Source organism: Streptomyces akebiae (assembly GCF_019599145.1).
In the GTDB taxonomy this organism is placed as follows: domain Bacteria; phylum Actinomycetota; class Actinomycetes; order Streptomycetales; family Streptomycetaceae; genus Streptomyces; species Streptomyces akebiae.
This window is the reverse complement of record NZ_CP080647.1, coordinates 6,487,212-6,511,873: the sequence shown is the minus strand read 5'-3', so window position 1 is coordinate 6,511,873 and position 24,662 is coordinate 6,487,212. Positions and strand designations below refer to the sequence as shown.

The following is a 24,662-nucleotide window of genomic DNA, read 5'->3' as shown; positions in this document are numbered from 1 at the left end:
GAGCCCCCGACCCGTACGGGTCGGGGGTCCGCCGTTCCCACAGCCGCACCTTTACTTCCGCCTGCGTGAATGCACAGCCGACTGCCGGCCACACCACAGTGCGCGCCGGAAGGCGAGCGAGTACGGCGGAAGCGGGACGTCGTCGGACAGTGCCGGTGGCGCCGGCGCCGGCCAGTCGGCGAGCGTGTACCGCCTGGACCCGTCGGACGTGACGTAGACACGGAGGCCGTACCCCACCCGGGAACCCACCCGGCGGCACCCGCCTGGAGCCCTCTTGGACGCCCCCCGCGTCCAGGGGCCCGGCAGTTACGCACCCATGACATTCGGACGTACAACCGGCGAACCCCCAATCGAGTCGGACTACATGGACGCGGCGCTTCCGCCCCGCCGAAACCCCCCGACCCGAAAGGGACGTGCATGTCACGAGCACGAGCAGCAGCACGACGCAGCACCCGTACCGCGCGCGTGAGCGCCCCCTTGGCCGCGGTGGTCCTGCTGGCCGGAGGGCTGACCGCCCTGTCGCTCGGCCCGGCCTCGGCGGCCCCCGCGACGGTGGGCGTGGCGGACGACTTCAACGGCGACGGGTACGCCGACCTGGTCGTGGGCGCCCCGAACGCCACGGTGTCCTCGAAGGCCAAGGCGGGCTATGTGGCCGTCCTGTACGGCTCGAAGAGCGGGGTCTCCCCCACGAAGAAGAAGCTGATCAGCCGGTCGACGAGCGGCGTGCCCGGCTCCGCCACCGCCAACCAGCGCTTCGGCTCGACGTTCACCAAGGGCGACCTGGACCGTGACGGCTACGGCGACCTGGTGATCGCCGGCGGCACGGCGGGGTCGGTGATCGTCTGGGGCTCGTCGTCCGGGCTGACCGGCGGTACGAGCATCGCCCAGTACGGTGCGGCCCCGCAGGCGGGCGACTTCGACGGCGACGGCAAGACCGACCTCGCGCTGTTCTCCGCGCAGTCCGTCGGCGGCGACGACCCCGAGGGCGCGCCCGCGGCCCTGTGGAAGGGCCCGATCTCCCGCGCGGGCAAGCCCGCCGCGGTCCTCCCCCTCCTCGACAAGTCCCTTTGGTGGGGCTGGTACGAGGACGACGCGTCGTGCGACACCGGCGGCGGCTGCGAGAACGGCCCGTCCTCCATCACCGGCCCGGTCGTCTCCGGCCAGGTCGGCGACGTCAACGGCGACGGCCGGGACGACATCGTCCAGTGGCACTACACGGGCGACGGCACCTGGGGCAACCGCCTGCTCCTGGGCGGCGCCTCGGGCTTCACCCGCGGCTTCGCACCCGGGGACGACACGAGCCGCGACCCGGCCGGCACCGGCATCGGCGACGTGAACGGTGACGGCTACGACGACGTGGTCGTGGGCGCCGAGGGCTGGTCCGACCAGGTCCGCGTGGCCTACGGCTCGCCCACCGGCACGTCCGAGGGGAACGTCCAGACCTTCGACCAGAGCCTGCCCGGCTTCCCCGGCGCGCAGGAGGAGGGCGACCTGGTCGGCTCGGCGGTCTCGGTCGCCGACGTCACCGGCGACGGCTACGCCGACATCGCCCTCGGCATCGCGTACGAGGACGTCGACGCCATCGTGAACACCGGCTCGGTCGCCCTCGTCCCGGGCACCGCCTCCGGTGTCACGGGTGCCGGCACCAAGGTCTTCCACCAGAACACCGCCGGGATCCCCGGGGTCGCCGAGGCGGACGACAAGTTCGGTACCACCACGGCCCTGCTGGACCTCAACGGCAACGGTCACCCCGACCTCGCCGTGGGCGCCCCCGCCGAGAACAGCGACAACGGAGCCGTCTGGGTCCTCCCCGGCACCACCACCGGCCCGACCACCACGTCGGCCCTGGCCTTCGGCCCCGGGGACGTGGCGGGCCCGGTCACGGACGCGATGTTCGGAGCGGCTCTGCGCTGAGCCCGGTCGCTCTGCGCTGGGACCGGTCTCTCTGCGCCGAGACCTCGCTCCGTGCCGACACCACTCGCGGCGCGCGTGCCCGTCGGTACCGGGTACGCGCGCCGCACCCACGCCCGCGGGCGCCGGTCAGGCCGTGTGGCGCGGGGATCGCATGCCGGGAGTCAAGGGACAGGGCAGAAGCGGGGCGTGGAACGCCGCCGCGCGATGGTGGACGCGGCGATCACGCTCTTCTCCCAGCAGGGCGTACGAGGCACGGGCGTAGCCGCGATCGCCGAACAGGCCGGCGTCACCCCCTCCGCCCTCATCCACCACTTCGGCAGCAAGGACGGCCTGGTCCAGGCGGTGCTGGAGGAGGCCGACCGCCGCGCCCTGGCCCGCCTGTCGGCCACCCCGGCCTCCGAGCCCACCCTCACGGAGGCCTTCGACTGGTTCGTACGCGACGCCGAGCACACGGCGGCCACCGAGCGCGAACTGACCGCCCTGCACACCACGTTGACGGCCGAGAACCTGACGCCCGGCACGGCCTTGCACACCTGGTTCCGCGACCGGGGCCGAGCCCTCGGCACCCACCTGACGGCTCTCTTCACCCGCGCGACATCGGACGGCTCGGCCCGCCCGGACGTGAACCCGACGACGCTGGCCACCGAGGTGGCCGCCTTCCTGGAAGGGGCCCACCTTCTCTGGCTCCTGGACCCGAACAGGTGGACCTGCCCGCCGTGCACCGCGGCTACTTCGAGGGGTTGGCCGCCCGCCTCCGCCCCTGACCGCGTCAGGTGACGTGCGTCATCACAAGTGCGTCGGCGCGAACATCCGCAGCACCGTCGGCAGCACGACCACCGAAGGGCCCTGCGTGGCAAGGGACTTGGTCAGGTCGGCCGCGAGGGTCTCGGGGGTCGTCCGGGTGGCCGGGACGCCGAAGGACTCGGCCAGGGCCACGAAGTCCGGGCGGGTCAGTTCCGTGCCGGTCGTCTGGCCGAACGCGTCGGTCATGTACTCGCGCAGGATGCCGTAGCCGCCGTCGTCGACGATGAGCCAGGTGACGTCGAGGTCGTACTGCCGGGCCGTGGCCAGCTCCGCGATCGAGTACAGCGCGCCGCCGTCGCCGGAGACGGCCAGCACCGGCTGGGTCGGGTCGGCCGCCGCCGCGCCGAGGGCCGCCGGGAAGGCGTAGCCGAGGCCGCCGGAGCCCTGCGCGGAGTGCATGGTGTTGGGGTGCTTGGGGTCGAACGCGGACCAGGCCCAGTACGCCAGGATCGTCATGTCCCAGAAGGAGGGAGTCCGGGCCGGCAGAGCCCGCCGGATGGAAGCCAGCAGGTCCTGTTCGAGGGTGAGTCGTTGTCCGTCGATCCGCTCACGCACCCTCGCGAGCACGTCCCGCACCCGCTCCGGCGCCGCCGCGTCCTCCCGGGGCCCCTCGATCGTCTCCAGCAGCGCCGTCAGCGCCAGCCGCGCGTCCGCGTGGATGCCCAGCGCGGGATGGTTGGACTCCAGCTTCCCGAGGTCCGCCTCGATCTGGACGACCCGGCCCCGGGGCTTGAACGTGTGGTAGTTCGAGGAGAGTTCACCGAGGCCCGAGCCGACGACCAGCAGGACGTCCGCGTCCTCCAGGAAGTCCGTCGTGTGCCGGTCCTCCAGCCAGGACTGGAGCGACAGCGGGTGCGTCCACGGGAAGGCCCCCTTCCCCCCGTACGTCGTCACGACCGGCGCCGACAGCCGCTCCGCCAGCATCCGCAGCTTGCCGGAGGCGTCCGCCCGTACCACCCCGCCGCCCGCGATGATCGCCGGACGGGCCGCCGTCGACAGCAGATGGGCGGCCAGCGCGGTCAGTTCGGGGCGCGGGGGCAGTTCCTCGGGGAAGGCGTCGCCGCCCGTCACCACCGGGATCGACGTCTCGGCGAGCAGCACGTCCTGCGGGATCTCCACCCACACCGGGCCGTGCGGGGCCGACAGCGCCGACTTCCAGGCGGCCTCGATCGCGGACGGGATCTGGGACTGGGTGCGGACGGTGTGGACGGACTTCACCACACCCCGGAACGAGGCCGCCTGGTCCGGCAGTTCGTGGAGGTAGCCGTGGCGCCCGCCGCCCAGGCCCGCGGTCGGGATCTGACTGCTGATGGCGAGGACCGGGGCCGAGGCCGCCGCCGCCTCCTGCAGCGCCGCCAGTGACGTCAGCGCGCCCGGCCCGGTGGACAGCAGCAGCGGCGCCGCCTCGCCCGTGATCCGGCCGTACGCGTCCGCCGCGAACCCCGCGTTGTTCTCCACCCGCAGACCGATGTAGCGCAGGTCGGAGCGGCGCAGCGCATCGAACAGGCCGAGCGCGTGCTGGCCGGGGAGCCCGAAGACCGTCGTCGCGCCGAGCCCGGCCAGCGTCTCCACGACCAGGTCCCCGCCGGTGCGGCCGGGGGGAGGGTTCAGCGCGGCCTCCGTCTGGGCGGCCGTCGGGCGGAGTACCAGGTCGTGGTCGTGGGTCACTTGCCTTCGTTCTCCTCACGGGTTGCGGCGATCTGCCGGGACATGATCGTGGTGAGTTCGTACGCCGTGTGCGAGGCGGCCACCGCGGTGATCTCGGCGTGATCGTACGCGGGCGCCACCTCGACGACGTCGGCGGAGACCAGGTTGCAGGCGGCCAGGCCGCGCAGGATCTCCAGGAGCTCCCGCGAGGTCATGCCGCCCGCCTCCGGCGTGCCCGTGCCCGGCGCGTGGGCCGGGTCGAGGCAGTCGATGTCGATGGAGATGTAGAGGGGACGGTCCCCGATCCGCTGGCGCAGCTGGTCGGCGATCTCGTCCACCCCGCGCCGCATCACGTCCGCCGACGTGACGATCCCGAAGCCCATCTTCTCGTCGTCGGTGAGGTCCTGCTTGCCGTACAGCGGCCCGCGCGTGCCCACGTGGGAGAGGGCGGACGTGTCCAGGATGCCCTCCTCGACCGCCCGCCGGAACGGGGTGCCGTGCGTGTACTCGGCGCCGAAGTACGTGTCCCAGGTGTCGAGGTGCGCGTCGAAGTGGAGCAGCGCCACCGGGCCGTGCTTCTTGGCGACCGACCGCAGCAGCGGGAGCGCGATGGTGTGGTCGCCGCCGAGGGTCATCAGCCGGGCGCCCGTCCCGAGCAGCTCGTCCGCCGCCGCCTCGACCGTCTCCACCGCCTCGTTGATGTTGAACGGGTTGGCCGCGATGTCACCGGCGTCCGCGACCTGGGCGAGGGCGAACGGGGAGGCGTCCTGGGCCGGGTTGTAGGGGCGCAGCAGCCGGGACGCCTCGCGGATCGCGTTGCCGCCGAAGCGGGCGCCCGGCCGGTAGGAGACACCCGAGTCGAACGGCACTCCCACGACGGCGACATCCGCCCGGCCCACCTCGTCCAGGCGCGGCAGCCGGGCGTAGGTCGCGGGTCCGGCGTAGCGCGGGACACGGGAGGAGTCGACCGGGCCGCGGGGCGAGTCGACCGGTCCGCGGGGCGCGTCGACGGGGCCACGGGTCGTCTCGGGGTCAGTCATGAGGTTCTGCCTTCTTTCGTACGTCTCACCGCGAGTGTGCCGCGTATGTCCCACTCGGTACGACTCCGCCACCGGCCGGTGGCGGCACCGACACTAGGTGGCCGACGAACGACTGCGAAGTGTACGTTTCATCCATTCGAGCCGTGCTGGATAGAAGGAACGCACACCATGCCGGACCCGGCCGCCCCCGCCGCCCCCGCCGTCCCGCCCACCCCGCCCGTGCCCCTCTCGGCGCTGCTGGCCCATGGCGACCTGGGCCTGCGGCAGATCGCCGGCCCGGTGGACGCGGGGACGGCGATCCACTGGGCGCACACCTCGGAGATGTCGGACCCGTACCCGTATCTGCTCGGCGGCGAGCTGCTGCTGACGGCCGGCGTGCACATCCCGGCGGCGGCCGACCCGGGCGCCTCCTGGGACACCTCCTCGGACGCCTCCTCGGACGACTACTTCGACGGCTACGTCGCGCGCATCGTCGCGGCGGGCGGCGCGGCCCTCGGCTTCGGCGTCGCCCCCGTCCACGACCGCGTCCCGGGGGCCCTGGCAGCCGCCTGTGACGCCCACGGCCTGCCCCTGATCGAGGTCCCGCCCAGCACCACCTTCTCCGGCGTCGCCCGCGCGGTCTGGCTGCTGATGGCCCGCGCCCGCCACGCCGAACTCCGTCGCGTCACCGAGGCCCAGCAGGGCCTGGCAGCCGCCGCGTCCCGCCCGGACCCGGTCCACGCGGTCCTCCGCCAGCTCGCCCGGCGCGTCTCCGGCCGGGCGGTGCTGTACGGCCCGGAGGGCACGGAACTGGCGTCGTACGGACGCACGCACGGCGAGGCGGCCGACCAGGGCCTGGCGGCCCTGACGGCCGTGGTCCGCCCCAGACCCCTCAGCGGCACGAGGAACCGCGCGACCAACCACGAACCACCCGCACCCGCCACGCCTCCGCGATCCCCCGAGCCCTCCCCGCGCACCCCCAGCCCCAGCCCCAGCCCCACCCCCACCTCCGCCACCGACACCGCCGACGGCGCCCACCTCGCCGCCTACGCCCTCACCTCCCCAGGACAGGGCTTCACCCTCGGCATCGCCACCCCCCACCGCACCCCCGGCGACCACACCATCGCCTCGGTCGCCGCCGTCCTCCTCTCCCTCCTCACCGGGGAACACCGCAGCGGCACCGGCGCGGCCCGCACCTCGGCGCTGGTACGGCTCCTGCTCGGCGCCGAGCCGCAGGAGGTCGCTCCGCTCCTGGGCGCGGGCACCCACTGGCACGTGGTCCACGCCCGCCCCGCCGAGGGCGCCCCCCGGCCGGAAGCCCTGGCCGCCGCCGCGCTCGGCGCCGCCCTCGGCTCCGCGCTGGCCGACGCCCACGGCGGCGTCGTACGCGTCCTCGTCCCCGCCGACCGCGAGATCCCCGAGCAGCCCGGCTGGACGTGCGGGGTGAGCGCCCCCGCCGAGCCGCACGCGTGGCCCGCCGCCGACGTACAGGCCGCCCGCGCTCTGGCCCGCGCCCGGGCCACCCGGGCGGCGCTGGTCCGGCACGGGCTCCCGACGACGCTGGCCCAACTCGTGCCGCCGGAGGACGCGACCGCCCACGCCCAGGCCCTGCTGGCCCCGCTCACCGCCGCCCCCGGTGCCGCCGCGCTCACCGAAACCCTGCGCACCTGGCTCTCCCTGCACGGCAGTTGGGACCGCACGGCCGTCGCCCTGTCCGTGCACCGCAACACGGTCCGCCAACGCGTCGCCCGCTGCGCCGCGTTGCTGGACACGGATCTCGACGACCCGGACGTCCGCATGGAGTTGTGGTTCGCGCTGCGGCAGGAGTGAGCCGACGGGCCCGCTCGACCGGCCGACGCGGAGTGACGCAGGTCGCAGCGGGCGGGACGCCCGCGACTCGCGCAGTTGTCTGCCTCACAATGGACGCATGCCGATACCCGGGACCCCCAGCCGCGCCGAGCTCGTCGAACACCTCGTACGGACGCGTATCGCGGGCGACGTCGCCACGCCGCGCGAGAACAACCTCTCCCACTACCGCGAACTGGCCAACGGCAACCGCCACTACTGGCTCGGCCTGGAGCTCGGCGACCGCTGGAGCGACGAGCAGGACGTGCTGGCCGTGATGGCGGAGCGCGTCGGCGTGAACGACGACCCGGGGTACCGCTACGGCCAGGACACCATCGACCCGGACCTGACGGTCGACGCGCTGGAGCGCATGGCGGCCCGGCTGCGCAAGGCGGCGGAGGGCGGGCAGCGCGTCCTGTTCGCCACCGGGCACCCCGGCGGGCTGCTCCAGGTCCACCACGAGACCGCGCGGGCGCTGCGCGCGGCCGGCTGCGAGATCGTCGTCATCCCGGACGGCCTGCAGACGGAGGAGGGGTACGTCATGCAGTTCGCGGACGTGGCCGTCCTCGAACACGGCGCCACGCTGTGGCACACCCACTCCCCCGAGCCGATGCGCGCCATCCTGCGGGGCCTGGAGGGCGCCGGCCGGCCGCTGCCCGACCTGGTCGTCGCCGACCACGGCTGGGCGGGCTGCGCCGGCCAGCTCGGCATCGACTCCGTCGGGTACGCGGACTCCAACGACCCGGCCCTCTTCCTCGGCGAGTCCGAGGGCACCCTCCAGGTCGTGGTTCCCCTGGACGACCACGTGGTCAGCCCGCGCCACTACGACCCGATGTCGGCGTACCTGCTGGAGCAGGCGGGGCTCAGCGGGGAGTAGTCCCGGGGTCCCTCGGGACGCGCACCACGCCCTCCTGGATGACGGAGATCGCGAGGCGGCCGTCCTGGGTGTAGATCCGGCCCTGGCCGAGACCCCGGCCGGCCGCCGCCGACGGTGACTCCTGGTCGTACAGGAGCCATTCGTCGGCGCGGAAGGGCCGGTGGAACCACATGGCGTGGTCGAGGGAGGCCCCGACGACGTCCCCGACGGCCCAGCCGCCGCGTCCGTGCGCGAGCAGGATGGAGTCGAGGAGCGTCATGTCGGAGACGTAGGTGGCGAGGACGACGTGCAGCAGGGGGTCGTCGTCGAGCTTTCCGTTGGCGCGGAACCAGACCTGGGAGCGGGGTTCGCGGGGCTCGCCGTAGCGGCCGTAGGGCGGGTCGTCGACGTAGCGCAGGTCGACGGCGGCGCGGGCCTCCAGCATCTTCTCCACGACGGCCGGGTCGAGGTCGTACGCCGGGAGGCGTTCCTCGGCGGTGGGGAGGGTCTCGGGGTCGGGCGCGGCGGGCATCGGGGCCTGGTGGTCGAGGCCGTCCTCGTACCGCTGGAAGGACGCCGAGAGGGCGAAGATCGGCTGGCCGTGCTGGACGGCGACGACGCGGCGCGCGGTGAAGGAGCGGCCGTCGTTCATGCGCTCCACGGTGTAGACGATGGGCGCGCCGGCGTCGCCGATGCGCAGGAAGTACGCGTGGAGGGAGTGCGGGAGCCGGTCGGCGGGGACGGTCCGCCCGGCGGCGACGAGCGCCTGGGCCGCGACCTGCCCGCCGAAGACCCGGGGGACGATGGCGGGCCGGGACTGGCCGCGGAAGATGTTCTCCTCGATCTGCTCCAGGTCGAGCAGATCGAGGAGAGACTGGAACGCGGGCTGACTCATGAGGTCAGTTGTACTGTGCAGCGGTTTCCGGTGCCTTACAGACCCGTGTCCCTACAGACCCATGTCCTTGGCGATGATCGTCTTCATGATCTCGCTGGTGCCGCCGTAGATGCGGTTGACGCGGTTGTCCGCGTACAGCCGGGCGATCGGGTACTCGTTCATGAAGCCGTAGCCGCCGTGCAGCTGGAGGCAGCGGTCGATGACGCGGTGGGCGACCTCGGTGGTGAACAGCTTGGCGGAGGCGGCCTCGGCGGCGGTCAGCTCGCCCGCGTCCAGCGCCTCGGTGGCGCGGTCCACGACGGCCTCGGCGGCGTCGACCTCGGCCTGGCAGGCGGCCAGCTCGAACTTGGTGTTCTGGAAGGCGGCCACCGGCTGACCGAAGACGGTGCGCTCCTTGACGTAGTCCTTGGCGAACCGGATGGCCGCCTTGGCCTGCGCGTAGGCGCCGTAGGCGATGCCCCAGCGCTCGGAGGCGAGGTTGTGGCCGAGGTAGTAGAAGCCCTTGTTCTCCTCGCCGAGGAGGTCCTCGACGGGCACCTTGACGTCGACGAACGCCAGCTCGGCGGTGTCGGAGGTCTTCAGGCCGAGCTTGTCGAGCTTGCGGCCGACCGAGTAGCCCTCGGCCTTGGTGTCCACGACGAAGAGGGAGATGCCGTGGCGGCGGTCCTCGGCGGTGGCGGAGGCGGTGCGGGCGCAGACGATCATGCGGTCGGCGTGGACGCCGCCGGTGATGAAGGTCTTGGCGCCGTTGAGGACGTAGTGCGTGCCGTCCTCGGAGAGCTTGGCGGTGGTGCGCATGCCCGCGAGGTCGGAGCCGGTGCCCGGCTCGGTCATCGCGATGGCCCACATCTCCTCGCCGGAGACGAACTTCGGCAGGAAGCGCTTCTTCTGCTCGTCGGTGGCGAGCAGCTTGATGTAGGGCAGGCCGAGCAGCACGTGCACGCCGGAGCCACCGAAGGTGATGCCCGCGCGGGCGGTCTCCTCGTAGAGGACGGCCTCGAACTTGTAGGAGTCGATGCCGGCGCCGCCGTACTCCTCGTCGACGCGGATGCCGAAGACACCGAGCTCGGCGAGCTTGTAGTAGAAGTCGCGCGGCGCCTGGCCCGCGGCGAGCCACTCGTCGTACACCGGCACGACCTCGGCCTCGATGAAGGCACGGAGGGTCTCCCGGAACGCCTCGTGATCCTCGTTGAACACCGTACGGCGCACCGCCGCCACCCTTCTTGCGCCTAAACCGGCGCCGCTCTCGCGTACCTGGTTGCTCGCCGTCGGGGTTCCTCGGCCGAGGGTCGCGGTCCATCGGCAGATGGTCGCGGCCCACCGGACACGGCTAAGCGCTTGCTCAGACAACCGTACCGGCGGGTAGCGAAGCCCGTCCAGACCCTTCCCTCCGTAACGCTCGTCACTCCGGCGCCGCAGCCGCCCCGAACGCCCCCCGCGCCATCCGGTGCAGCAACTCCGCCATGGCCGTCCGACCCGGGAGGGAGCCGGGGCGGCCGAGGTGCGGCGTGGAGTTCAGCAGGCCGAAGACCGAGTGCACGGCGGAGCGGGCGGCGGGCTCCGTGAGGCCCGGGTGGACCTCGCGCAGCACCTGCACCCACAGCTCGACGTACTGGCGCTGGAGCTGGCGTACGAGCTTGCGGTCGCTGTCGCGGAGGCGGTCCAGCTCACGGTCGTGCAGGGTGATCAGGGGGCGGTCGTCCAGGGCGAAGTCGATGTGCCCCTCGATGAGCGAGTCGAGGACCACGTCGGCGGGCCCCCCGTCGGCCTCCGCCAGCCGCCGCTTGGCGCCCGTCAGGAGCTGCTCACTGATGCCGACCAGCAGCTCGGCGAGCATCGCGTCCTTGCCGGCGAAGTGCCGGTAGAGACCGGGGCCGCTGATACCCACGGCGGCTCCTATCTCGTCGACACCGACGCCGTGGAAGCCGCGCTCGGCGAAGAGCCGCGCGGCCTCCTTGAGGATCTGCTCGCGACGGGTGGGGGCGTCGGTTCTGGTGGTCATGTGAGCAATTCTAGACAGGGAGGTTAGCGGTCGTTAACCTGAGGGAAATGCGTTAACGCTCATTAACTAGGTGAGGGGTTCGCAGGATGCACGAGGCACCGGAGCTTCACAGCGCGGCCGACCCCGCGTCGGAAGCCTGGCGGGCCAACGAGGAGGCCCACCGCGCGCTGGCGGACGAGCTGCGCGGCAAGCTCGCCGCCGCCCGGCTCGGCGGCGGCGAGAAGGCGCGCGCCCGGCACACCGCGCGCGGCAAGCTGCTGCCGCGCGACCGGGTCGACACCCTCCTCGACCCCGGCTCCCCGTTCCTGGAGCTGGCGCCCCTGGCCGCCGACGGGCTGTACGAGGGGCAGGCACCGGCGGCGGGGGTGATCGCCGGGATCGGCCGGGTCGGCGGGCGCGAGTGCGTCGTCGTCGCCAACGACGCCACCGTCAAGGGCGGCACCTACTACCCGATGACGGTGAAGAAGCACCTGCGCGCGCAGGAGGTGGCCCTGGAGAACCGCCTGCCCTGCCTCTACCTCGTCGACTCCGGCGGTGCCTTCCTGCCCATGCAGGACGAGGTCTTCCCCGACCGTGAGCACTTCGGCCGGATCTTCTACAACCAGGCGCGGATGTCGGGGGCGGGCATCCCGCAGATCGCCGCCGTGCTGGGCTCGTGCACGGCCGGCGGCGCGTATGTCCCCGCCATGAGCGACGAAGCCGTCATCGTCCGGGGGCAGGGCACGATCTTCCTCGGCGGCCCGCCGCTCGTGAAGGCCGCCACCGGTGAGGTCGTCACCGCCGAGGAGCTGGGCGGCGGCGAGGTGCACTCCCGGATCTCGGGTGTCACCGACCACCTCGCGGAGAGCGACGCCCACGCCCTGCGCATCGTGCGGACCATCGTCTCCACCCTGCCCGCCCGGGGCCCGCTGCCCTGGTCGGTCGAACCGGTCGTCGAGCCCAAGGTCGATCCGTACACGCTGTACGGGGCGGTGCCGGTCGACTCCCGCACCCCGTACGACGTGCGGGAGGTCATCGCGCGCGTGGTCGACGGCTCCCGGTTCGCCGAGTTCAAGGCGGAGTTCGGGCAGACCCTCGTCACCGGCTTCGCCCGGATCCACGGGCACCCGGTCGGGATCGTCGCCAACAACGGCATCCTGTTCTCCGAGTCCGCCCAGAAGGGCGCCCACTTCATCGAGCTGTGCGACCAGCGCGGCATCCCGCTGGTCTTCCTGCAGAACATCTCCGGCTTCATGGTCGGCCGGGACTACGAGGCGGGTGGCATCGCCAAGCACGGCGCCAAGATGGTGACGGCGGTGGCCTGCACCCGCGTCCCCAAGCTGACGGTCGTCATCGGCGGCTCGTACGGCGCGGGCAACTACTCGATGTGCGGCCGGGCGTACTCGCCGCGCTTCCTGTGGATGTGGCCGAACGCCAAGATCTCGGTGATGGGCGGCGAGCAGGCCGCGTCCGTCCTCGCGACCGTGAAGCGGGACCAGTTGGAGGCGCGCGGCGAGGACTGGCCGGCGGCGGACGAGGAGTCCTTCAAGGACCCGATCCGCGCCCAGTACGAGCGCCAGGGCAACGCCTACTACGCCACCGCCCGGCTGTGGGACGACGGGGTCATCGACCCCCTCGACACCCGCCAGGTCCTGGGCCTGGCCCTGACCGCCTGTGCCAACGCGCCCCTGGGTGACCCCCAGTTCGGCGTCTTCCGGATGTGAGGGGGAGCTGACAGTGAGCATGTTCGACACGGTTCTCGTGGCCAACCGGGGCGAGATCGCCGTCCGCGTCATCCGCACCCTGCGGTCGCTGGGCGTCCGCTCCGTCGCGGTGTACTCCGACGCGGATGCCGACGCCCGGCACGTCCGGGAGGCCGACACGGCGGTACGGATCGGTCCGGCCCCGGCGAGCGAGAGCTATCTCGTGGCCGAGCGGCTGCTTCAGGCGGCTGCCCGCACGGGCGCACAGGCGGTGCACCCGGGGTACGGCTTCCTCGCGGAGAACGCCGCCTTCGCGCGGGCGTGCGCCGACGCGGGCCTCGTCTTCATCGGTCCGCCCGCCGACGCCATCTCCCTCATGGGCGACAAGATCCGCGCCAAGGAGACGGTCCGGGCGGCCGGGGTGCCGGTGGTGCCCGGCTCCAGCGGCAGCGGTCTGACGGACGGCCAACTCGTCGACGCCGCACGGGAGATCGGCATGCCGGTACTGCTGAAGCCCAGCGCGGGCGGCGGCGGCAAGGGCATGCGGCTGGTCCGGGACGCGGCCGTGCTGGCCGACGAGATCGCCGCCGCCCGCCGCGAGGCCCGCGCCTCCTTCGGCGACGACACCCTCCTCGTGGAGCGGTGGATCGACCGCCCCCGGCACATCGAGATCCAGGTCCTGGCGGACGGCCACGGCAACGTGGTGCACCTCGGCGAGCGCGAATGCTCCCTCCAGCGCCGCCACCAGAAGATCATCGAGGAGGCGCCCAGCGTCCTGCTCGACGAGGCCACCCGAGCCGCCATGGGCGAGGCGGCCGTCCAGGCGGCCCGGTCCTGCGGCTACTCCGGCGCGGGCACGGTCGAGTTCATCGTCCCCGGCGGTGACCCGTCCTCGTACTACTTCATGGAGATGAACACCCGCCTCCAGGTGGAGCACCCGGTGACCGAGCTGATCACCGGTGTCGACCTGGTGGAGTGGCAGCTGCGGGTCGCGGCGGGCGAGCGGCTGGCGTTCGGTCAGGAGGACGTGACGCTGACGGGGCACGCGGTCGAGGCCCGCCTCTGCGCCGAGGACCCCGCGCGCGGCTTCCTCCCCTCCGGCGGCACGATCCTGCGGCTGCGCGAACCCCAGGGCGACGGCGTCCGCACGGACTCCGGCCTCAGCGAGGGCACGGAGGTCGGCTCGCTGTACGACCCGATGCTCTCCAAGGTCATCGCGTACGGCCCCGACCGCGCCACCGCCCTGCGCCGGCTCAGGGCGGCCCTCGCGGAGACGGTCACCCTGGGCGTCCAGACGAACGCCGGGTTCCTGCGGCGGCTGCTGGCCCACCCGGCGGTGGTGGCGGGCGAGTTGGACACGGGGCTGGTCGAGCGGGAGGTGGACGGGCTGGTGCGGGACGAGGTGCCGGTGGAGGTCCTCGCGGCGGCGGCGCTGCTGCGCCAGGCCGCGCTGACCCCGGCCGACGGCGGCGGCCACTCCGGCACCGGCTCCGGCTGGACCGATCCGTTCGACGCGGCCGTCGGCTGGCGGCTGGGCGGTGAGCGGGCCTGGACGGCGCACCATCTGCGACTGCCGGGGCACGAGCCGGTGACCGTGCGGGTGCGCCGTGCGGCGGACGGCACGACCGAGGTGCTGCCGGACGGGACCGACACCCCCCTGCGGGGGTCCGGGTGCGCGCTCCCGCGTCCCGGGGGCGAGGGCCGGCTCACGCTCCACCTCGACGGCGTCACCCACACCTTCGACCACGCCGCCGACTGGCTGGGCCGCGACGGCGACGCCTGGCACGTGCGCGATCACGACCCCGTGGCGGCGTCCCTGAGCCGCTCCGCGCACGCCGGCGCCGACTCGCTAATGGCCCCCATGCCCGGCACCGTCACCGTGGTGAAGGTGGCCGTCGGGGACGAGGTGACCGCCGGTCAGAGCCTGCTGGTGGTGGAGGCGATGAAGATGGAGCACGTGGTCTCCGCGCCGCACGCCGGGACGGTCGCCGAGCTGGACGTCACACCGGGCACGACGGTCGCCATGGACCAGGTCCTCGCGGTCGTCGCACCCCACGAGGAGGTGGAGCGATGACCCTGCCCATGACGGTCCGCGAACCCGGTCTGCCGGCCCGCGTCCGGATCCACGAGGTCGGTGCCCGGGACGGCCTGCAGAACGAGAAGTCGACCGTGCCCACCGAGGTCAAGGCGGAGTTCGTCCGCCGCCTGGCCGACGCGGGACTCACCACGATCGAGGCCACCAGTTTCGTCCACCCCAAGTGGGTGCCCCAACTGGCCGACGCGGAGCGGGTCTTCCCGCTCGTGAGCGACCTGCCGGTGGCCCTCCCCGTCCTCGTCCCCAACGAGCGCGGCCTCGACCGCGCCCTCGCGCTCGGCGCCCGCCGGATCGCCGTCTTCGCCAGCGCCACCGAGTCCTTCGCCAAGGCCAACCTCAACCGCACGGTCGACGAGGCACTGGCGATGTTCGCACCGGTCGTCGGCCGCGCGAAGGCGGAGGGCGCGCACGTCCGCGGCTATCTGTCGATGTGCTTCGGCGACCCGTGGGAGGGCGCGGTCCCGATCCCCCAGGTGACCAAGGTCTGCCGCGCCCTGCTCGACATGGGCTGCGACGAACTCAGCCTCGGCGACACCATCGGGGTGGCGACACCGGGTCACGTACGGGCGCTGCTGACCGAACTCGACGTCCCCGTGGACAAGCTCGGCGTGCACTTCCACGACACGTACGGCCAGGCCCTCGCCAACACCTATGCGGCGCTTCAGCACGGCGTCACCACCGTGGACGCCTCCGCGGGCGGCCTCGGCGGCTGCCCGTACGCGAAGTCCGCCACCGGCAATCTCGCCACCGAAGACCTCGTGTGGATGCTGCGCGGACTCGGCATCGACACCGGCGTCGACCTCGGCCGTCTCGTCGCCACCAGCGTGTGGATGGCCGGACACCTGGGCCGACCCAGCCCGTCCCGCACCGTACGAGCCCTGTCCCACGAGGACGACGAGGGCCACGAGGACCTGAAGGAGCAGTGACATCCATGAACCACCGTCTCTCCCCCGAACTGGAAGAACTCCGCCGTACGGTCGAGGAGTTCGCGCACGACGTCGTCGCACCCAAGATCGGCGACTTCTACGAGCGGCACGAGTTCCCGTACGAGATCGTGCGCGAGATGGGCCGCATGGGGCTGTTCGGACTGCCGTTCCCCGAGGAGTACGGCGGCATGGGCGGCGACTATCTGGCGCTCGGCATCGCGCTGGAGGAGCTGGCCCGGGTGGACTCGTCCGTGGCCATCACCCTCGAAGCCGGGGTCTCCCTGGGCGCGATGCCGATCCACCTCTTCGGCACACCGGCCCAGAAGGCGCAGTGGCTGCCGCGGCTGTGCTCCGGCGAGATGCTGGGCGCGTTCGGCCTGACGGAACCGGACGGCGGCTCGGACGCGGGCGCGACCCGTACGACGGCCCGCCTGGACGAGTCGACGAACGAATGGGTCATCAACGGCAGCAAGTGCTTCATCACCAACTCGGGCACGGACATCACGGGCCTGGTCACGGTCACGGCGGTGACGGGCCGCACCCCGGAGGGCAAGCCGCTGATCTCGTCGATCATCGTCCCGTCGGGCACCCCCGGCTTCACGGTCGCGGCGCCCTACTCCAAGGTCGGCTGGAACGCCTCCGACACCCGGGAGCTGTCCTTCTCCGACGTACGGGTCCCCGCGGAGAACCTCCTCGGCGAACTGGGCCGCGGCTACGCCCAGTTCCTGCGCATCCTCGACGAGGGCCGCATCGCCATCTCGGCCCTCGCCACGGGCCTCGCCCAGGGCTGTGTGGACGAGTCGGTGAAGTATGCGAAGGAACGTCACGCCTTCGGTCGCCCGATCGGCGCCAACCAGGCGATCCAGTTCAAGATCGCCGACATGGAGATGAAGGCCCACACGGCTCGGTTGGCCTGGCGCGACGCCGCCTACCGGCTGGTCTCCGGCGAACCCTTCAAGAAGGAGGCCGCCCTGGCGAAGCTGTACTCGTCGACGATCGCCGTGGACAACGCCCGCGACGCCACCCAGATCCACGGCGGCTACGGCTTCATGAACGAATACCCCGTGGCCCGCATGTGGCGCGACTCGAAGATCCTGGAGATCGGCGAGGGCACGAGCGAGGTGCAACGGATGCTGATCGCCCGGGAGTTGGGTCTCGTCGGCTGACCGACGGGCCGTCGCCGCCGGTCGACAGCGTACGTTCGAATGATGGCCGGAATCAGCGATGACAGTGCGCCTCCGGCACTCTCCCACCCGGCTCGCCACACGCGAGCCGGGTACCTTTTTGCCCCGTATGGGATGCGGCCGGAACTCCCCGCGATACCCTGCACATTGGTGACGCAAGCCACAGGTTTACACCCCATCGACGCTCGCCAGCGCGCAACGACCTTTGATTCACAGGCGATTCAAAGATTGAGGCGGGAGTGGACCCGGGTATCCCACTCCCTGGAACCACCCTCTGGACAACGGATGAGGTTAGGCTAACCTACCTTCGAACTCGCCCTCGGGCGGCACTCCGCCCCGTTCGAAAGTAGCCATACACATGTCCAACGCCAGAGCCGCTCACCTCACCCGCCGTGGCATCCTCGCCGCCGGTGGCGCACTCGGTCTCGGTGCCGTGCTCGCCGCCTGCGGGGACGAGGACTCGACGAGCAGCAGCACTGGCTCCGACAAGGAGACGGCTGCCGCCAAGTCCGGCCCCTGGTCGTTCAAGGACGACCGCGGCGAGACCGTAAAGACCGACGAGGTCCCGTCGACCATCGTCGCCTTCGTGGGTGTCGCCGCCGCGCTCCACGACTACGGCATCGGCGTCAAGGGCGTCTTCGGCCCCACCAGGACCGCCGACGGCAAGGCCGACGTCCAGGCCGGCGACCTCGACATCAACAAGGTCACCATCCTCGGCAACGTCTGGGACGAGTTCAACGTCGAGAAGTACGCCTCCCTCTCCCCCGACGTCCTCATCACCACGATGTTCGACGACGCCGGCACCCTCTGGTACGTGCCCGAGGCCTCCAAGGACAAGATCGCCAAGCTCGCGCCGAGCGTCGGCATCTCCGCGTACGACCGTCAGCTGACCGAGCCGCTGCAGCGCGTGCTGGAGCTGGCCAAGTCCCTCGGCGCGGACACGGAGTCCGAGAAGATCACCGCCGCCAAGAAGCGGTTCGAGGACGCGGCCGCCCGGCTGCGCGCGGCCACCAAGGCCAAGCCCGACATCAAGGTGCTCGCCGGCTCCGCCAGCCAGGACATCTTCTACGTGTCCGGTTCGAACCTCTCCATCGACCTGGAGTACTTCAAGGCCCTCGGCGTGAACTTCGTCGAGCCGAGCGCCGCCGCGCTGAAGGCCAGTGGCGGCTGGTTCGAGAACCTCAGCTGGGAGAACGTCGACAAGTACGACGCGGACGTCATCATCATGGACAACCGCACGTCGGCGATCCAGCCGGACGCGATCGAGGAGGCGACGTGGAAGAAGCTTCCCGCGGTGAAGGCCGGTCAGGTCATCGGGCGTAACCCCGAGCCGATCCTGTCCTACGACAAGTGCGCGCCACTTCTCGAGGAGCTGGCCGAGGCGATCGAGAAGGCGAAGAAGGTCAGTTAAGGCCGAGGTCGTGGGGCGGCTGCGGCTCCGGTGGGGCTTCTCGCGCAGTTCCCCGCGCCCCTGAGTCTCCCGGGGTCGCCCCCTCCCACATTCGTACCGCCCCTGATTCAGGAGCCCATCTCATGACGACGGCCGTAGCCACCCCCTTCCGTTTCTTCTCCCTTCAGGTCGTGCGGACGGAGCGGCTGGGGCCGTCTCTCGTGCGTGTCTCGTTCGCGGGGGACGATCTGAGGTACTTCCACTCCGACGGCCGGGATCAGTCACTCTCCCTCTTTCTGCCGCATCCGGGGCAGGACACCCCGGCCATCCCCTTCGAGCTGGGCGACGGCTGGTGGCAGGGGTGGCGGGAACTGCCGGACGACGTACGGGCGGTGATGCGTTCGTACACCCTGCGGGGGCTCCGCTCGGACGTCCACGGCGACACCGTCGAGATCGACATCGACTTCGTGCTGCACGGGGTCGAGCCGGGGGCCGCCGCGCCCGCCGGTCCGGCGTCCCGGTGGGCCGCCCAGGCCGCCCCCGGACACCGGGTCGTGCTGCTCGGGCCCGCGATCGCGGACAACCGCGCGATCCGTTTCCGTCCGCCGACCGACACCGACCTGGTGCTGATCTGGGGCGACGACACCGCGCTGCCCGCCGCCTCGGCGATCCTGGAGTCGCTGCCTGCCGGTACGCGGGCGCGGGTCTGGCTGGAGGTCCACCACGCGGGGGACATCCAGGATCTGGTGACGGAGGCCGACGCCGAGATCACCTGGCTGGTGCGGAGCGAGGGGGCGCCGACCGCCCTCGACACCATCCGTGCGGCCCAACTGCCGCCCAGTGAGCTGCCGTACGCCTGGATCGCCGGTGAGTCCGGCCGCGTGAAGGAGTTGCGCCGTCATCTCGTGCGGGAGCGCGGGATCGACAAGCGGCGCGTCACCTTCGTCGGGTACTGGCGCGAGGGCCTGACGGAGGAGCAACTGCGGGAGCGCGGCGAATAGTCGGGCGTCACCGCCGGCACCGGAACCGGAGTCACTGAAGTGACCACGGTCACGGCCGAGCCAGGATTTCGCTCAAGTTAATTAGGTTAGGCTTACCTAAGTTGGACGACGTGATGTCACCCCCCACTCACCTCTCCGTCCCACCCGGACCGCCCCGCTCGGAGGACCTCCCCATGCGCTCGCACCTGCTCAATGACACGACCGCGGAGCGGTACCGCCGCACCGTGACCGAAGGCGTGGAGCGGGTGGCGGCCAAACTCGCCACCACCGAACGACCGTTCACCGGTGTCACCGTCGACGCCCTCTCCCCCCGCATCGACAAGATCGACCTCGACAAGCCGCTGCACGACACGGCCGCCGTCCTCGACGAGCTGGAGGACGTCTATCTGCGGGACGCGATCTACTTCCACCACCCGCGCTACCTCGCCCACCTCAACTGCCCGGTCGTCATCCCGGCCGTGCTGGGCGAGGCCGTGCTCTCCGCCGTCAACTCCTCCCTGGACACCTGGGACCAGTCGGCCGGCGGCACCCTGATCGAGCGCAAACTGATCGACTGGACCAGCGAGCGCATCGGGTTCGGTCCGTCCGCCGACGGGGTGTTCACCTCCGGCGGCTCGCAGTCCAACCTCCAGGCGCTGCTCCTCGCCCGCGAGGAGGCCAAAACCGACAGCACCGCCAAACTGCGGATCTTCGCCTCCGAGGTCAGCCACTTCAGTGTGAAGAAGTCGGCGAAACTGCTGGGCCTGGACCAGGACGCGGTCGTCTCCATCCCCGTCGACGGCGACAAGCGCATGCAGACCATGGCGCTCGCCCGTGAGCTGGAGCGCTGCAGGAACGACGGCCTCGTCCCCATGGCCGTCGTCGCCACCTCCGGCACCACCGACTTCGGTTCCATCGACCCGCTGCCCGAGATAGCCGAGCTCTGCGCCCAGTACGACACCTGGATGCACGTCGACGCCGCCTACGGCTGCGGCCTCCTCGTCTCCCGCAAGCGCCGCGACCTGCTGAACGGCATCGAACGCGCCGACTCCGTCACGGTGGACTACCACAAGTCCTTCTTCCAGCCGGTGAGTTCGTCCGCCGTCCTGGTCCGCGACGGAGACACCCTGCGCCACGCCACCTACCACGCGGAGTACCTCAACCCGCGCCGCATGGTCACCGAGCGCATCCCCAACCAGGTCGACAAGTCCCTGCAGACCACCCGCCGCTTCGACGCGCTCAAGCTGTGGATGACCCTGCGCACGATGGGCGCCGACGGCATCGGCCAGCTCTTCGACGAGGTCTGCGACCTGGCGGAGGAGGGCTGGAAACTGCTCGCCGCCGACCCGCGCTACGACGTCGTCGTGCAGCCCCAGCTCTCCACGCTGGTCTACCGCTACATCCCCGAGGCCGTCACCGACCCGGCGGAGATCGACCGCGCCAACCTGTACGCCCGCAAGGCCCTGTTCGCCTCCGGCGACGCCGTGGTCGCGGGCACCAAGGTCGGCGGTCGCCACTACCTGAAGTTCACCCTGCTCAACCCCGAGACCACGGCCGAGGACATCGCCGCCGTGCTCGATCTGATCGCCGGCCATGCCGAGCAGTACCTGGGAGAATCCCTTGACCGCGTCGCTTCCTGAACCCGCCGTGAAGACCTACGACTTCATCGGCATCGGACTGGGACCCTTCAACCTCGGCCTCGCCTGCCTCACCGAGCCCATCGCCGAACTCGACGGGATCTTCCTGGACTCGAAGCCGGACTTCGAGTGGCACTCGGGGATGTTCCTCGACGGCGCCCACCTCCAGACCCCGTTCATGTCGGACCTGGTCACCCTCGCCGACCCGACCTCCCCGTACTCCTTCCTGAACTACCTGAAGGACTCGGGCCGCCTGTACTCGTTCTACATCCGCGAGAACTTCTACCCCCTGCGGGTCGAGTACGACGACTACTGCCGCTGGGCAGCGGGCCGGCTGAGCAACGTCCGCTTCAGCACGACGGTGACGGAGGTGACGTACGAGGACGACGTCTACGCCGTGCGCACGGCCGACGGGGACGTCCTGCGTGCCCGGCGGCTGGTCCTCGGCACGGGCACCGTCCCGTACATCCCCGAGGCCTGCCAGGACCTGGGCGGCGACTTCTTCCACAACGCGCAGTACATGCACCGCAAGGCGGAGCTGCGGTCGAAGAAGTCGATCACGATCGTCGGCAGCGGCCAGAGCGCCGCGGAGATCTACTACGAACTCCTCTCCGAGATCGACGTCCACGGCTACCAGCTCAACTGGGTCACCCGCTCCCCGCGGTTCTTCCCCCTCGAATACACCAAGCTGACGCTGGAGATGACGTCCCCGGACTACATCGACTACTTCCGCGCGCTGCCCGAGGAGACCCGCTACCGGCTGGAGAAGCAGCAGAAGGGCCTGTTCAAGGGCATCAACGGGGATCTGATCGACTCGATCTTCGACCTGCTCTACCAGAAGAACGTGACCGCCGGCGGCCGCCCGGTACCGACCCGCCTGCTCACCAACTCGTCCCTCAACAGCGCCACGCACGAGGACGGGCGGTACGTTCTCGGCCTGCGCCAGGACGAGCAGGGCAAGGACTTCGAGATCGAGACCGAGGGCCTGGTCCTGGCCACCGGCTACCACTACCGGCCGCCGGCCTTCCTCTCCTCGATCAACGACCGGCTGGTCTTCGACGGCCACGGCCGCTTCGACGTGGCCCGCAACTACGCGATCGACACCACCGGCCGGGGGATCTTCCTCCAGAACGCGGGCGTCCACACCCACAGCATCACCTCGCCCGACCTGGGCATGGGCGCGTACCGCAACGCGTACATCATCCGCGAGCTGCTCGGCACCGAGTACTACCCGGTGGAGAAGACGATCGCCTTCCAGGAGTTCGCCGTATGAGCGGCCTGAACGGCACGGACTTCACCTTCCGTCCCCTGGACCCGCTCACCGACGCCGAGCTGCTGCACGGCTGGGTCACGCACCCCAAGGCGGCGTACTGGATGATGCAGGACGCCAGGCTGGAGGACGTCGAGCGGGCGTACATGGAGATCGCGGCCGACCCGCACCACCACGCCCTGCTGGGGCTGCGCGACGGCGAACCCGCGTTCCTCATGGAGAAGTACGACCCCGCCCACCGCGAACTCGTCGGCCTGTACGAGCCCGAGCCCGGGGACGTCGGCATGCACTTCCTGGTGCCGCCGACGGACACCCCGGTGCACGGCTTCACCAGGGCCGTGATCACCGCCGTGATGGCGCACCTCTTCGAGGACCCGGCCACCCACCGGGTCGTCGTCGAGCCGGACGTGTCCAACAAGGCCGTCCACGCCCTCAACGAAGTCGTCGGTTTCGTCCCCGACCGCGAGATCGACAAGCCGGAGAAGCGCGCACTGCTGAGCTTCTGCACGCGAGAGCAGTTCTTTCGCAGCCAGAGCCTGGCTGCCCGAGGAGTAGCCGTATGACCCTGTCCGACGCCGTAGCGCATCTGTCCCCCCACCGCTGGGCACGGGCCAACCGCCTGCTCATCCGCAAGGCCCTCGCCGAGTTCGCCCACGAGCGGCTCATCACGCCGGAGGCCACCGCCGACGGCCGCTTCGAGGTCCGCAGCGACGACGGTCAGACCCGCTACGGGTTCACCGCCGTCCGGCGTGCCCTCGACCACTGGCAGGTCGACGCCGACTCGATCACCCGTCGCCGGGACGGCGTCGACCTCCCCCTCGCCGCGCTGGACTTCTTCATCGAGCTGAAGCGGTCCCTGGGCCTGAGCGACGAGATCCTCCCGGTCTACCTGGAGGAGATCTCCTCCACCCTCGCCGGCACCTGCTACAAGCTCACCAAGCCGCAGACGCCCGTAGCCGAGCTGGTGGACGCCGGCTTCCAGGCCATCGAGACCGGGATGACCGAGGGCCACCCCTGCTTCGTCGCCAACAACGGCCGCCTCGGCTTCGGCGTCCACGAGTACCTGTCCTACGCTCCCGAGACGGCGAACCCGGTCCGCCTGGTCTGGCTGGCCGCGCACCGCTCCCGGGCGGCGTTCACGGCGGGCGTGGGCATCGAGTACGAGGCCTTCCTGCGGGACGAACTGGGCGCGGAGACGGTCGCCCGCTTCCGCTCGGTCCTCACCGACCTCGAACTGGACCCCGCCGACTACCTCTTCATCCCGGTCCACCCCTGGCAGTGGTGGAACAAGCTCTCCGTCACCTTCGCCGCCGAGGTGGCCCAGCAGCACCTGGTCTGCCTCGGCGAGGGTGACGACGAATACCTGGCCCAGCAGTCGATCCGGACGTTCTTCAACAGCTCCGCCCCCGGGAAGCACTACGTCAAGACGGCCCTGTCCGTCCTCAACATGGGCTTCATGCGCGGCCTGTCGGCGGCGTACATGGAGGCGACGCCGGCGATCAACGACTGGCTGGCCGGGCTCATCGACAGCGACCCGGTCCTGAAGTCCACGGGTCTGTCGATCATCCGGGAGCGCGCGGCCGTCGGCTACCGGCACCTGGAGTACGAGGCCGCCACCGACAAGTTCTCCGCGTACCGCAAGATGCTGGCCGCGCTGTGGCGCGAGAGCCCGGTGTCCATGCTCCAGGAGGGCGAGTCCCTGGCGACGATGGCCTCCCTGGTCCATGTCGACCACGAGGGCAGGGGCTTCGCGGCGGCACTGATCGAGCGCTCGGGGCTGACCCCGACCGACTGGCTGCGCCGCTATCTGAAGGCGTACTTCACCCCGCTCCTGCACAGCTTCTACGCCTACGACCTCGTGTTCATGCCGCACGGAGAGAACGTGATCCTGGTCCTGAAGGACGGCGTGGTCGAGCGGGCGATCTACAAGGACATCGCCGAGGAGATCGCGGTCATGGACCCGGACGCGGTGCTCCCACCGACGGTCGAACGCCTCCGCGTCGACGTCCCCGAGGACAAGAAGCTCCTGTCCCTCTTCACGGACGTCTTCGACTGCTTCTTCCGCTTCCTGGCCGCGAACCTCGCCGAGGAGGGCGTCCTGGACGAGGAGGACTTCTGGCGCACGGTCGCCGAGACCGTCCGCGACTACCAGCACGCGATGCCCGAACTCGCCGACAAGTTCGCCCAGTACGACATGTTCGCCCCCGAGTTCGCCCTGTCCTGCCTCAACCGCCTCCAACTCCGCAACAACAAGCAGATGGTCGACCTCGCGGACCCGGCGGGCGCACTCCAACTGGTCGGCAACCTGAAGAACCCCATAGCGGGCCTGTAACCACCGCCCCACCACAAACTGACGGGCACCTCGGAGTACGGTCCTCCGAGGTGCCCGTCGCATGGGGCCGTCATCCAGCTGCGGGCCAAAGGCGACGCAGCCGCGGACGCGAAAGCCGACGGACCGCGGACGGGAAAAGCACGGGGCGCAGCCCCTGCTTTTCAGGGGCGCGGGGAACTGCGCG

19 protein-coding genes are annotated in these 24,662 nt (G+C 71.3%); 14 read left to right on the top strand and 5 right to left on the bottom strand.

All coding sequences use genetic code 11. From position 1 onward, the window contains the following. Window positions 1–417 precede the first annotated feature (417 nt). Window positions 418–1,914, top strand: a complete 1,497-nt coding sequence (locus K1J60_RS28095; protein WP_220648623.1) for an FG-GAP-like repeat-containing protein — start codon at window positions 418–420, stop codon at window positions 1,912–1,914. A 186-nt stretch (window positions 1,915–2,100) separates the two neighbouring features. Continuing rightward, window positions 2,101–2,691 (top strand): TetR/AcrR family transcriptional regulator, encoded by a 591-nt coding sequence (locus K1J60_RS28090; protein ID WP_259407949.1) that lies wholly within the window; start codon window positions 2,101–2,103, stop codon window positions 2,689–2,691. A gap of 9 nt (window positions 2,692–2,700) precedes the next feature. Here the strand turns inward: K1J60_RS28090 and K1J60_RS28085 are convergent, their stop codons facing one another. Further along, window positions 2,701–4,386 carry a thiamine pyrophosphate-binding protein gene (locus K1J60_RS28085; RefSeq protein WP_220648622.1) on the bottom strand — a complete coding sequence of 562 codons (1,686 nt, stop codon included), beginning with the start codon at window positions 4,384–4,386 and terminating at the stop codon, window positions 2,701–2,703. Then, window positions 4,383–5,405 (bottom strand): agmatinase, encoded by a 1,023-nt coding sequence (speB, locus tag K1J60_RS28080; RefSeq protein ID WP_220648621.1) that lies wholly within the window; start codon window positions 5,403–5,405, stop codon window positions 4,383–4,385. The genes K1J60_RS28085 and speB overlap by 4 nt, the downstream gene beginning before the upstream one ends. A 168-nt stretch (window positions 5,406–5,573) precedes the next feature. Between speB and K1J60_RS28075 the strand changes: the two genes are divergently transcribed. After that, entirely contained in the window at window positions 5,574–7,214 is a 1,641-nt protein-coding gene (locus tag K1J60_RS28075; protein WP_259407948.1) for a PucR family transcriptional regulator, read from the top strand. 97 nt (window positions 7,215–7,311) lie between these two features. After that, the gene (locus K1J60_RS28070; protein WP_220648619.1) at window positions 7,312–8,106 is read left to right on the top strand and encodes a phosphatase; all 795 of its coding nucleotides are present in this window, start codon (window positions 7,312–7,314) and stop codon (window positions 8,104–8,106) included. Here the strand turns inward: K1J60_RS28070 and K1J60_RS28065 are convergent. From K1J60_RS28065 to K1J60_RS28055, 3 genes are all read right to left on the bottom strand, one after another. Then, complete coding sequence (locus K1J60_RS28065; protein ID WP_220648618.1) at window positions 8,093–8,980, bottom strand: acyl-CoA thioesterase; 888 nt, start codon at window positions 8,978–8,980, stop codon at window positions 8,093–8,095. The two genes, K1J60_RS28070 and K1J60_RS28065, sit on opposite strands and share 14 nt — an antisense overlap. A 51-nt stretch (window positions 8,981–9,031) precedes the next feature. Beyond that, a complete protein-coding gene (locus tag K1J60_RS28060; RefSeq protein WP_220648617.1) occupies window positions 9,032–10,189 on the bottom strand; it encodes an acyl-CoA dehydrogenase family protein in 1,158 nt (385 codons plus the stop codon). Window positions 10,190–10,382: 193 nt separating this feature from the next. Beyond that, window positions 10,383–10,982, bottom strand: a complete 600-nt coding sequence (locus tag K1J60_RS28055) for an SACE_7040 family transcriptional regulator (protein WP_220648616.1) — start codon at window positions 10,980–10,982, stop codon at window positions 10,383–10,385. Between the two features lie 86 nt (window positions 10,983–11,068). Here K1J60_RS28055 and K1J60_RS28050 point away from each other — a divergent pair, with 86 nt between their 5' ends. From K1J60_RS28050 to K1J60_RS28005, 10 genes are all read left to right on the top strand, one after another. Then, a complete protein-coding gene (locus K1J60_RS28050; RefSeq protein WP_220648615.1) occupies window positions 11,069–12,685 on the top strand; it encodes a carboxyl transferase domain-containing protein in 1,617 nt (538 codons plus the stop codon). A 19-nt stretch (window positions 12,686–12,704) separates the two neighbouring features. Continuing rightward, window positions 12,705–14,738, top strand: a complete 2,034-nt coding sequence (locus tag K1J60_RS28045; RefSeq protein WP_220651734.1) for an acetyl/propionyl/methylcrotonyl-CoA carboxylase subunit alpha — start codon at window positions 12,705–12,707, stop codon at window positions 14,736–14,738. Beyond that, on the top strand, window positions 14,735–15,685 hold the full coding sequence (locus K1J60_RS28040; protein WP_220648614.1) for a hydroxymethylglutaryl-CoA lyase: 951 nt from the start codon (window positions 14,735–14,737) through the stop codon (window positions 15,683–15,685). Before K1J60_RS28045 ends, K1J60_RS28040 begins: the two co-directional genes overlap by 4 nt. 5 nt (window positions 15,686–15,690) lie before the next feature. Then, window positions 15,691–16,851: an acyl-CoA dehydrogenase family protein gene (locus K1J60_RS28035; protein WP_220648613.1), complete on the top strand. Its 1,161-nt coding sequence runs from the start codon at window positions 15,691–15,693 to the stop codon at window positions 16,849–16,851. A gap of 376 nt (window positions 16,852–17,227) precedes the next feature. Beyond that, window positions 17,228–18,280: an ABC transporter substrate-binding protein gene (locus tag K1J60_RS28030; protein WP_220648612.1), complete on the top strand. Its 1,053-nt coding sequence runs from the start codon at window positions 17,228–17,230 to the stop codon at window positions 18,278–18,280. Window positions 18,281–18,402: 122 nt separating this feature from the next. Beyond that, window positions 18,403–19,260 (top strand): siderophore-interacting protein, encoded by an 858-nt coding sequence (locus K1J60_RS28025; RefSeq protein WP_220648611.1) that lies wholly within the window; start codon window positions 18,403–18,405, stop codon window positions 19,258–19,260. Window positions 19,261–19,433: 173 nt separating this feature from the next. Next, entirely contained in the window at window positions 19,434–20,879 is a 1,446-nt protein-coding gene (desA, locus tag K1J60_RS28020) for a lysine decarboxylase DesA (protein ID WP_220648610.1), read from the top strand. Continuing rightward, window positions 20,833–22,149, top strand: a complete 1,317-nt coding sequence (locus K1J60_RS28015) for a lysine N(6)-hydroxylase/L-ornithine N(5)-oxygenase family protein (RefSeq protein WP_398683408.1) — start codon at window positions 20,833–20,835, stop codon at window positions 22,147–22,149. The genes desA and K1J60_RS28015 overlap by 47 nt, the downstream gene beginning before the upstream one ends. Next, on the top strand, window positions 22,146–22,709 hold the full coding sequence (locus K1J60_RS28010; RefSeq protein WP_220648608.1) for a GNAT family N-acetyltransferase: 564 nt from the start codon (window positions 22,146–22,148) through the stop codon (window positions 22,707–22,709). The genes K1J60_RS28015 and K1J60_RS28010 overlap by 4 nt, the downstream gene beginning before the upstream one ends. Further along, on the top strand, window positions 22,706–24,478 hold the full coding sequence (locus K1J60_RS28005) for an IucA/IucC family protein (RefSeq protein ID WP_220648607.1): 1,773 nt from the start codon (window positions 22,706–22,708) through the stop codon (window positions 24,476–24,478). The genes K1J60_RS28010 and K1J60_RS28005 overlap by 4 nt, the downstream gene beginning before the upstream one ends. Window positions 24,479–24,662: the final 184 nt, after the last annotated feature.

What these genes read in the sequence shown, in the direction of transcription:
- K1J60_RS28095 (WP_220648623.1), top strand. Translation starts at nt 418, where the DNA reads ATGTCACGAGCACGAGCAGCAGCACGACGCAGCACCCGTACCGCGCGC.
- speB (WP_220648621.1), bottom strand. Translation starts at nt 5,405, where the DNA reads ATGACTGACCCCGAGACGACCCGTGGCCCCGTCGACGCGCCCCGCGGA.
- K1J60_RS28075 (WP_259407948.1), top strand. Translation starts at nt 5,574, where the DNA reads ATGCCGGACCCGGCCGCCCCCGCCGCCCCCGCCGTCCCGCCCACCCCG.
- K1J60_RS28070 (WP_220648619.1), top strand. Translation starts at nt 7,312, where the DNA reads ATGCCGATACCCGGGACCCCCAGCCGCGCCGAGCTCGTCGAACACCTC.
- K1J60_RS28065 (WP_220648618.1), bottom strand. Translation starts at nt 8,980, where the DNA reads ATGAGTCAGCCCGCGTTCCAGTCTCTCCTCGATCTGCTCGACCTGGAG.
- K1J60_RS28055 (WP_220648616.1), bottom strand. Translation starts at nt 10,982, where the DNA reads ATGACCACCAGAACCGACGCCCCCACCCGTCGCGAGCAGATCCTCAAG.
- K1J60_RS28050 (WP_220648615.1), top strand. Translation starts at nt 11,069, where the DNA reads ATGCACGAGGCACCGGAGCTTCACAGCGCGGCCGACCCCGCGTCGGAA.
- K1J60_RS28045 (WP_220651734.1), top strand. Translation starts at nt 12,705, where the DNA reads ATGTTCGACACGGTTCTCGTGGCCAACCGGGGCGAGATCGCCGTCCGC.
- K1J60_RS28040 (WP_220648614.1), top strand. Translation starts at nt 14,735, where the DNA reads ATGACCCTGCCCATGACGGTCCGCGAACCCGGTCTGCCGGCCCGCGTC.
- K1J60_RS28035 (WP_220648613.1), top strand. Translation starts at nt 15,691, where the DNA reads ATGAACCACCGTCTCTCCCCCGAACTGGAAGAACTCCGCCGTACGGTC.
- K1J60_RS28030 (WP_220648612.1), top strand. Translation starts at nt 17,228, where the DNA reads ATGTCCAACGCCAGAGCCGCTCACCTCACCCGCCGTGGCATCCTCGCC.
- K1J60_RS28025 (WP_220648611.1), top strand. Translation starts at nt 18,403, where the DNA reads ATGACGACGGCCGTAGCCACCCCCTTCCGTTTCTTCTCCCTTCAGGTC.
- desA (WP_220648610.1), top strand. Translation starts at nt 19,434, where the DNA reads ATGCGCTCGCACCTGCTCAATGACACGACCGCGGAGCGGTACCGCCGC.
- K1J60_RS28015 (WP_398683408.1), top strand. Translation starts at nt 20,833, where the DNA reads ATGCCGAGCAGTACCTGGGAGAATCCCTTGACCGCGTCGCTTCCTGAA.
- K1J60_RS28010 (WP_220648608.1), top strand. Translation starts at nt 22,146, where the DNA reads ATGAGCGGCCTGAACGGCACGGACTTCACCTTCCGTCCCCTGGACCCG.
- K1J60_RS28005 (WP_220648607.1), top strand. Translation starts at nt 22,706, where the DNA reads ATGACCCTGTCCGACGCCGTAGCGCATCTGTCCCCCCACCGCTGGGCA.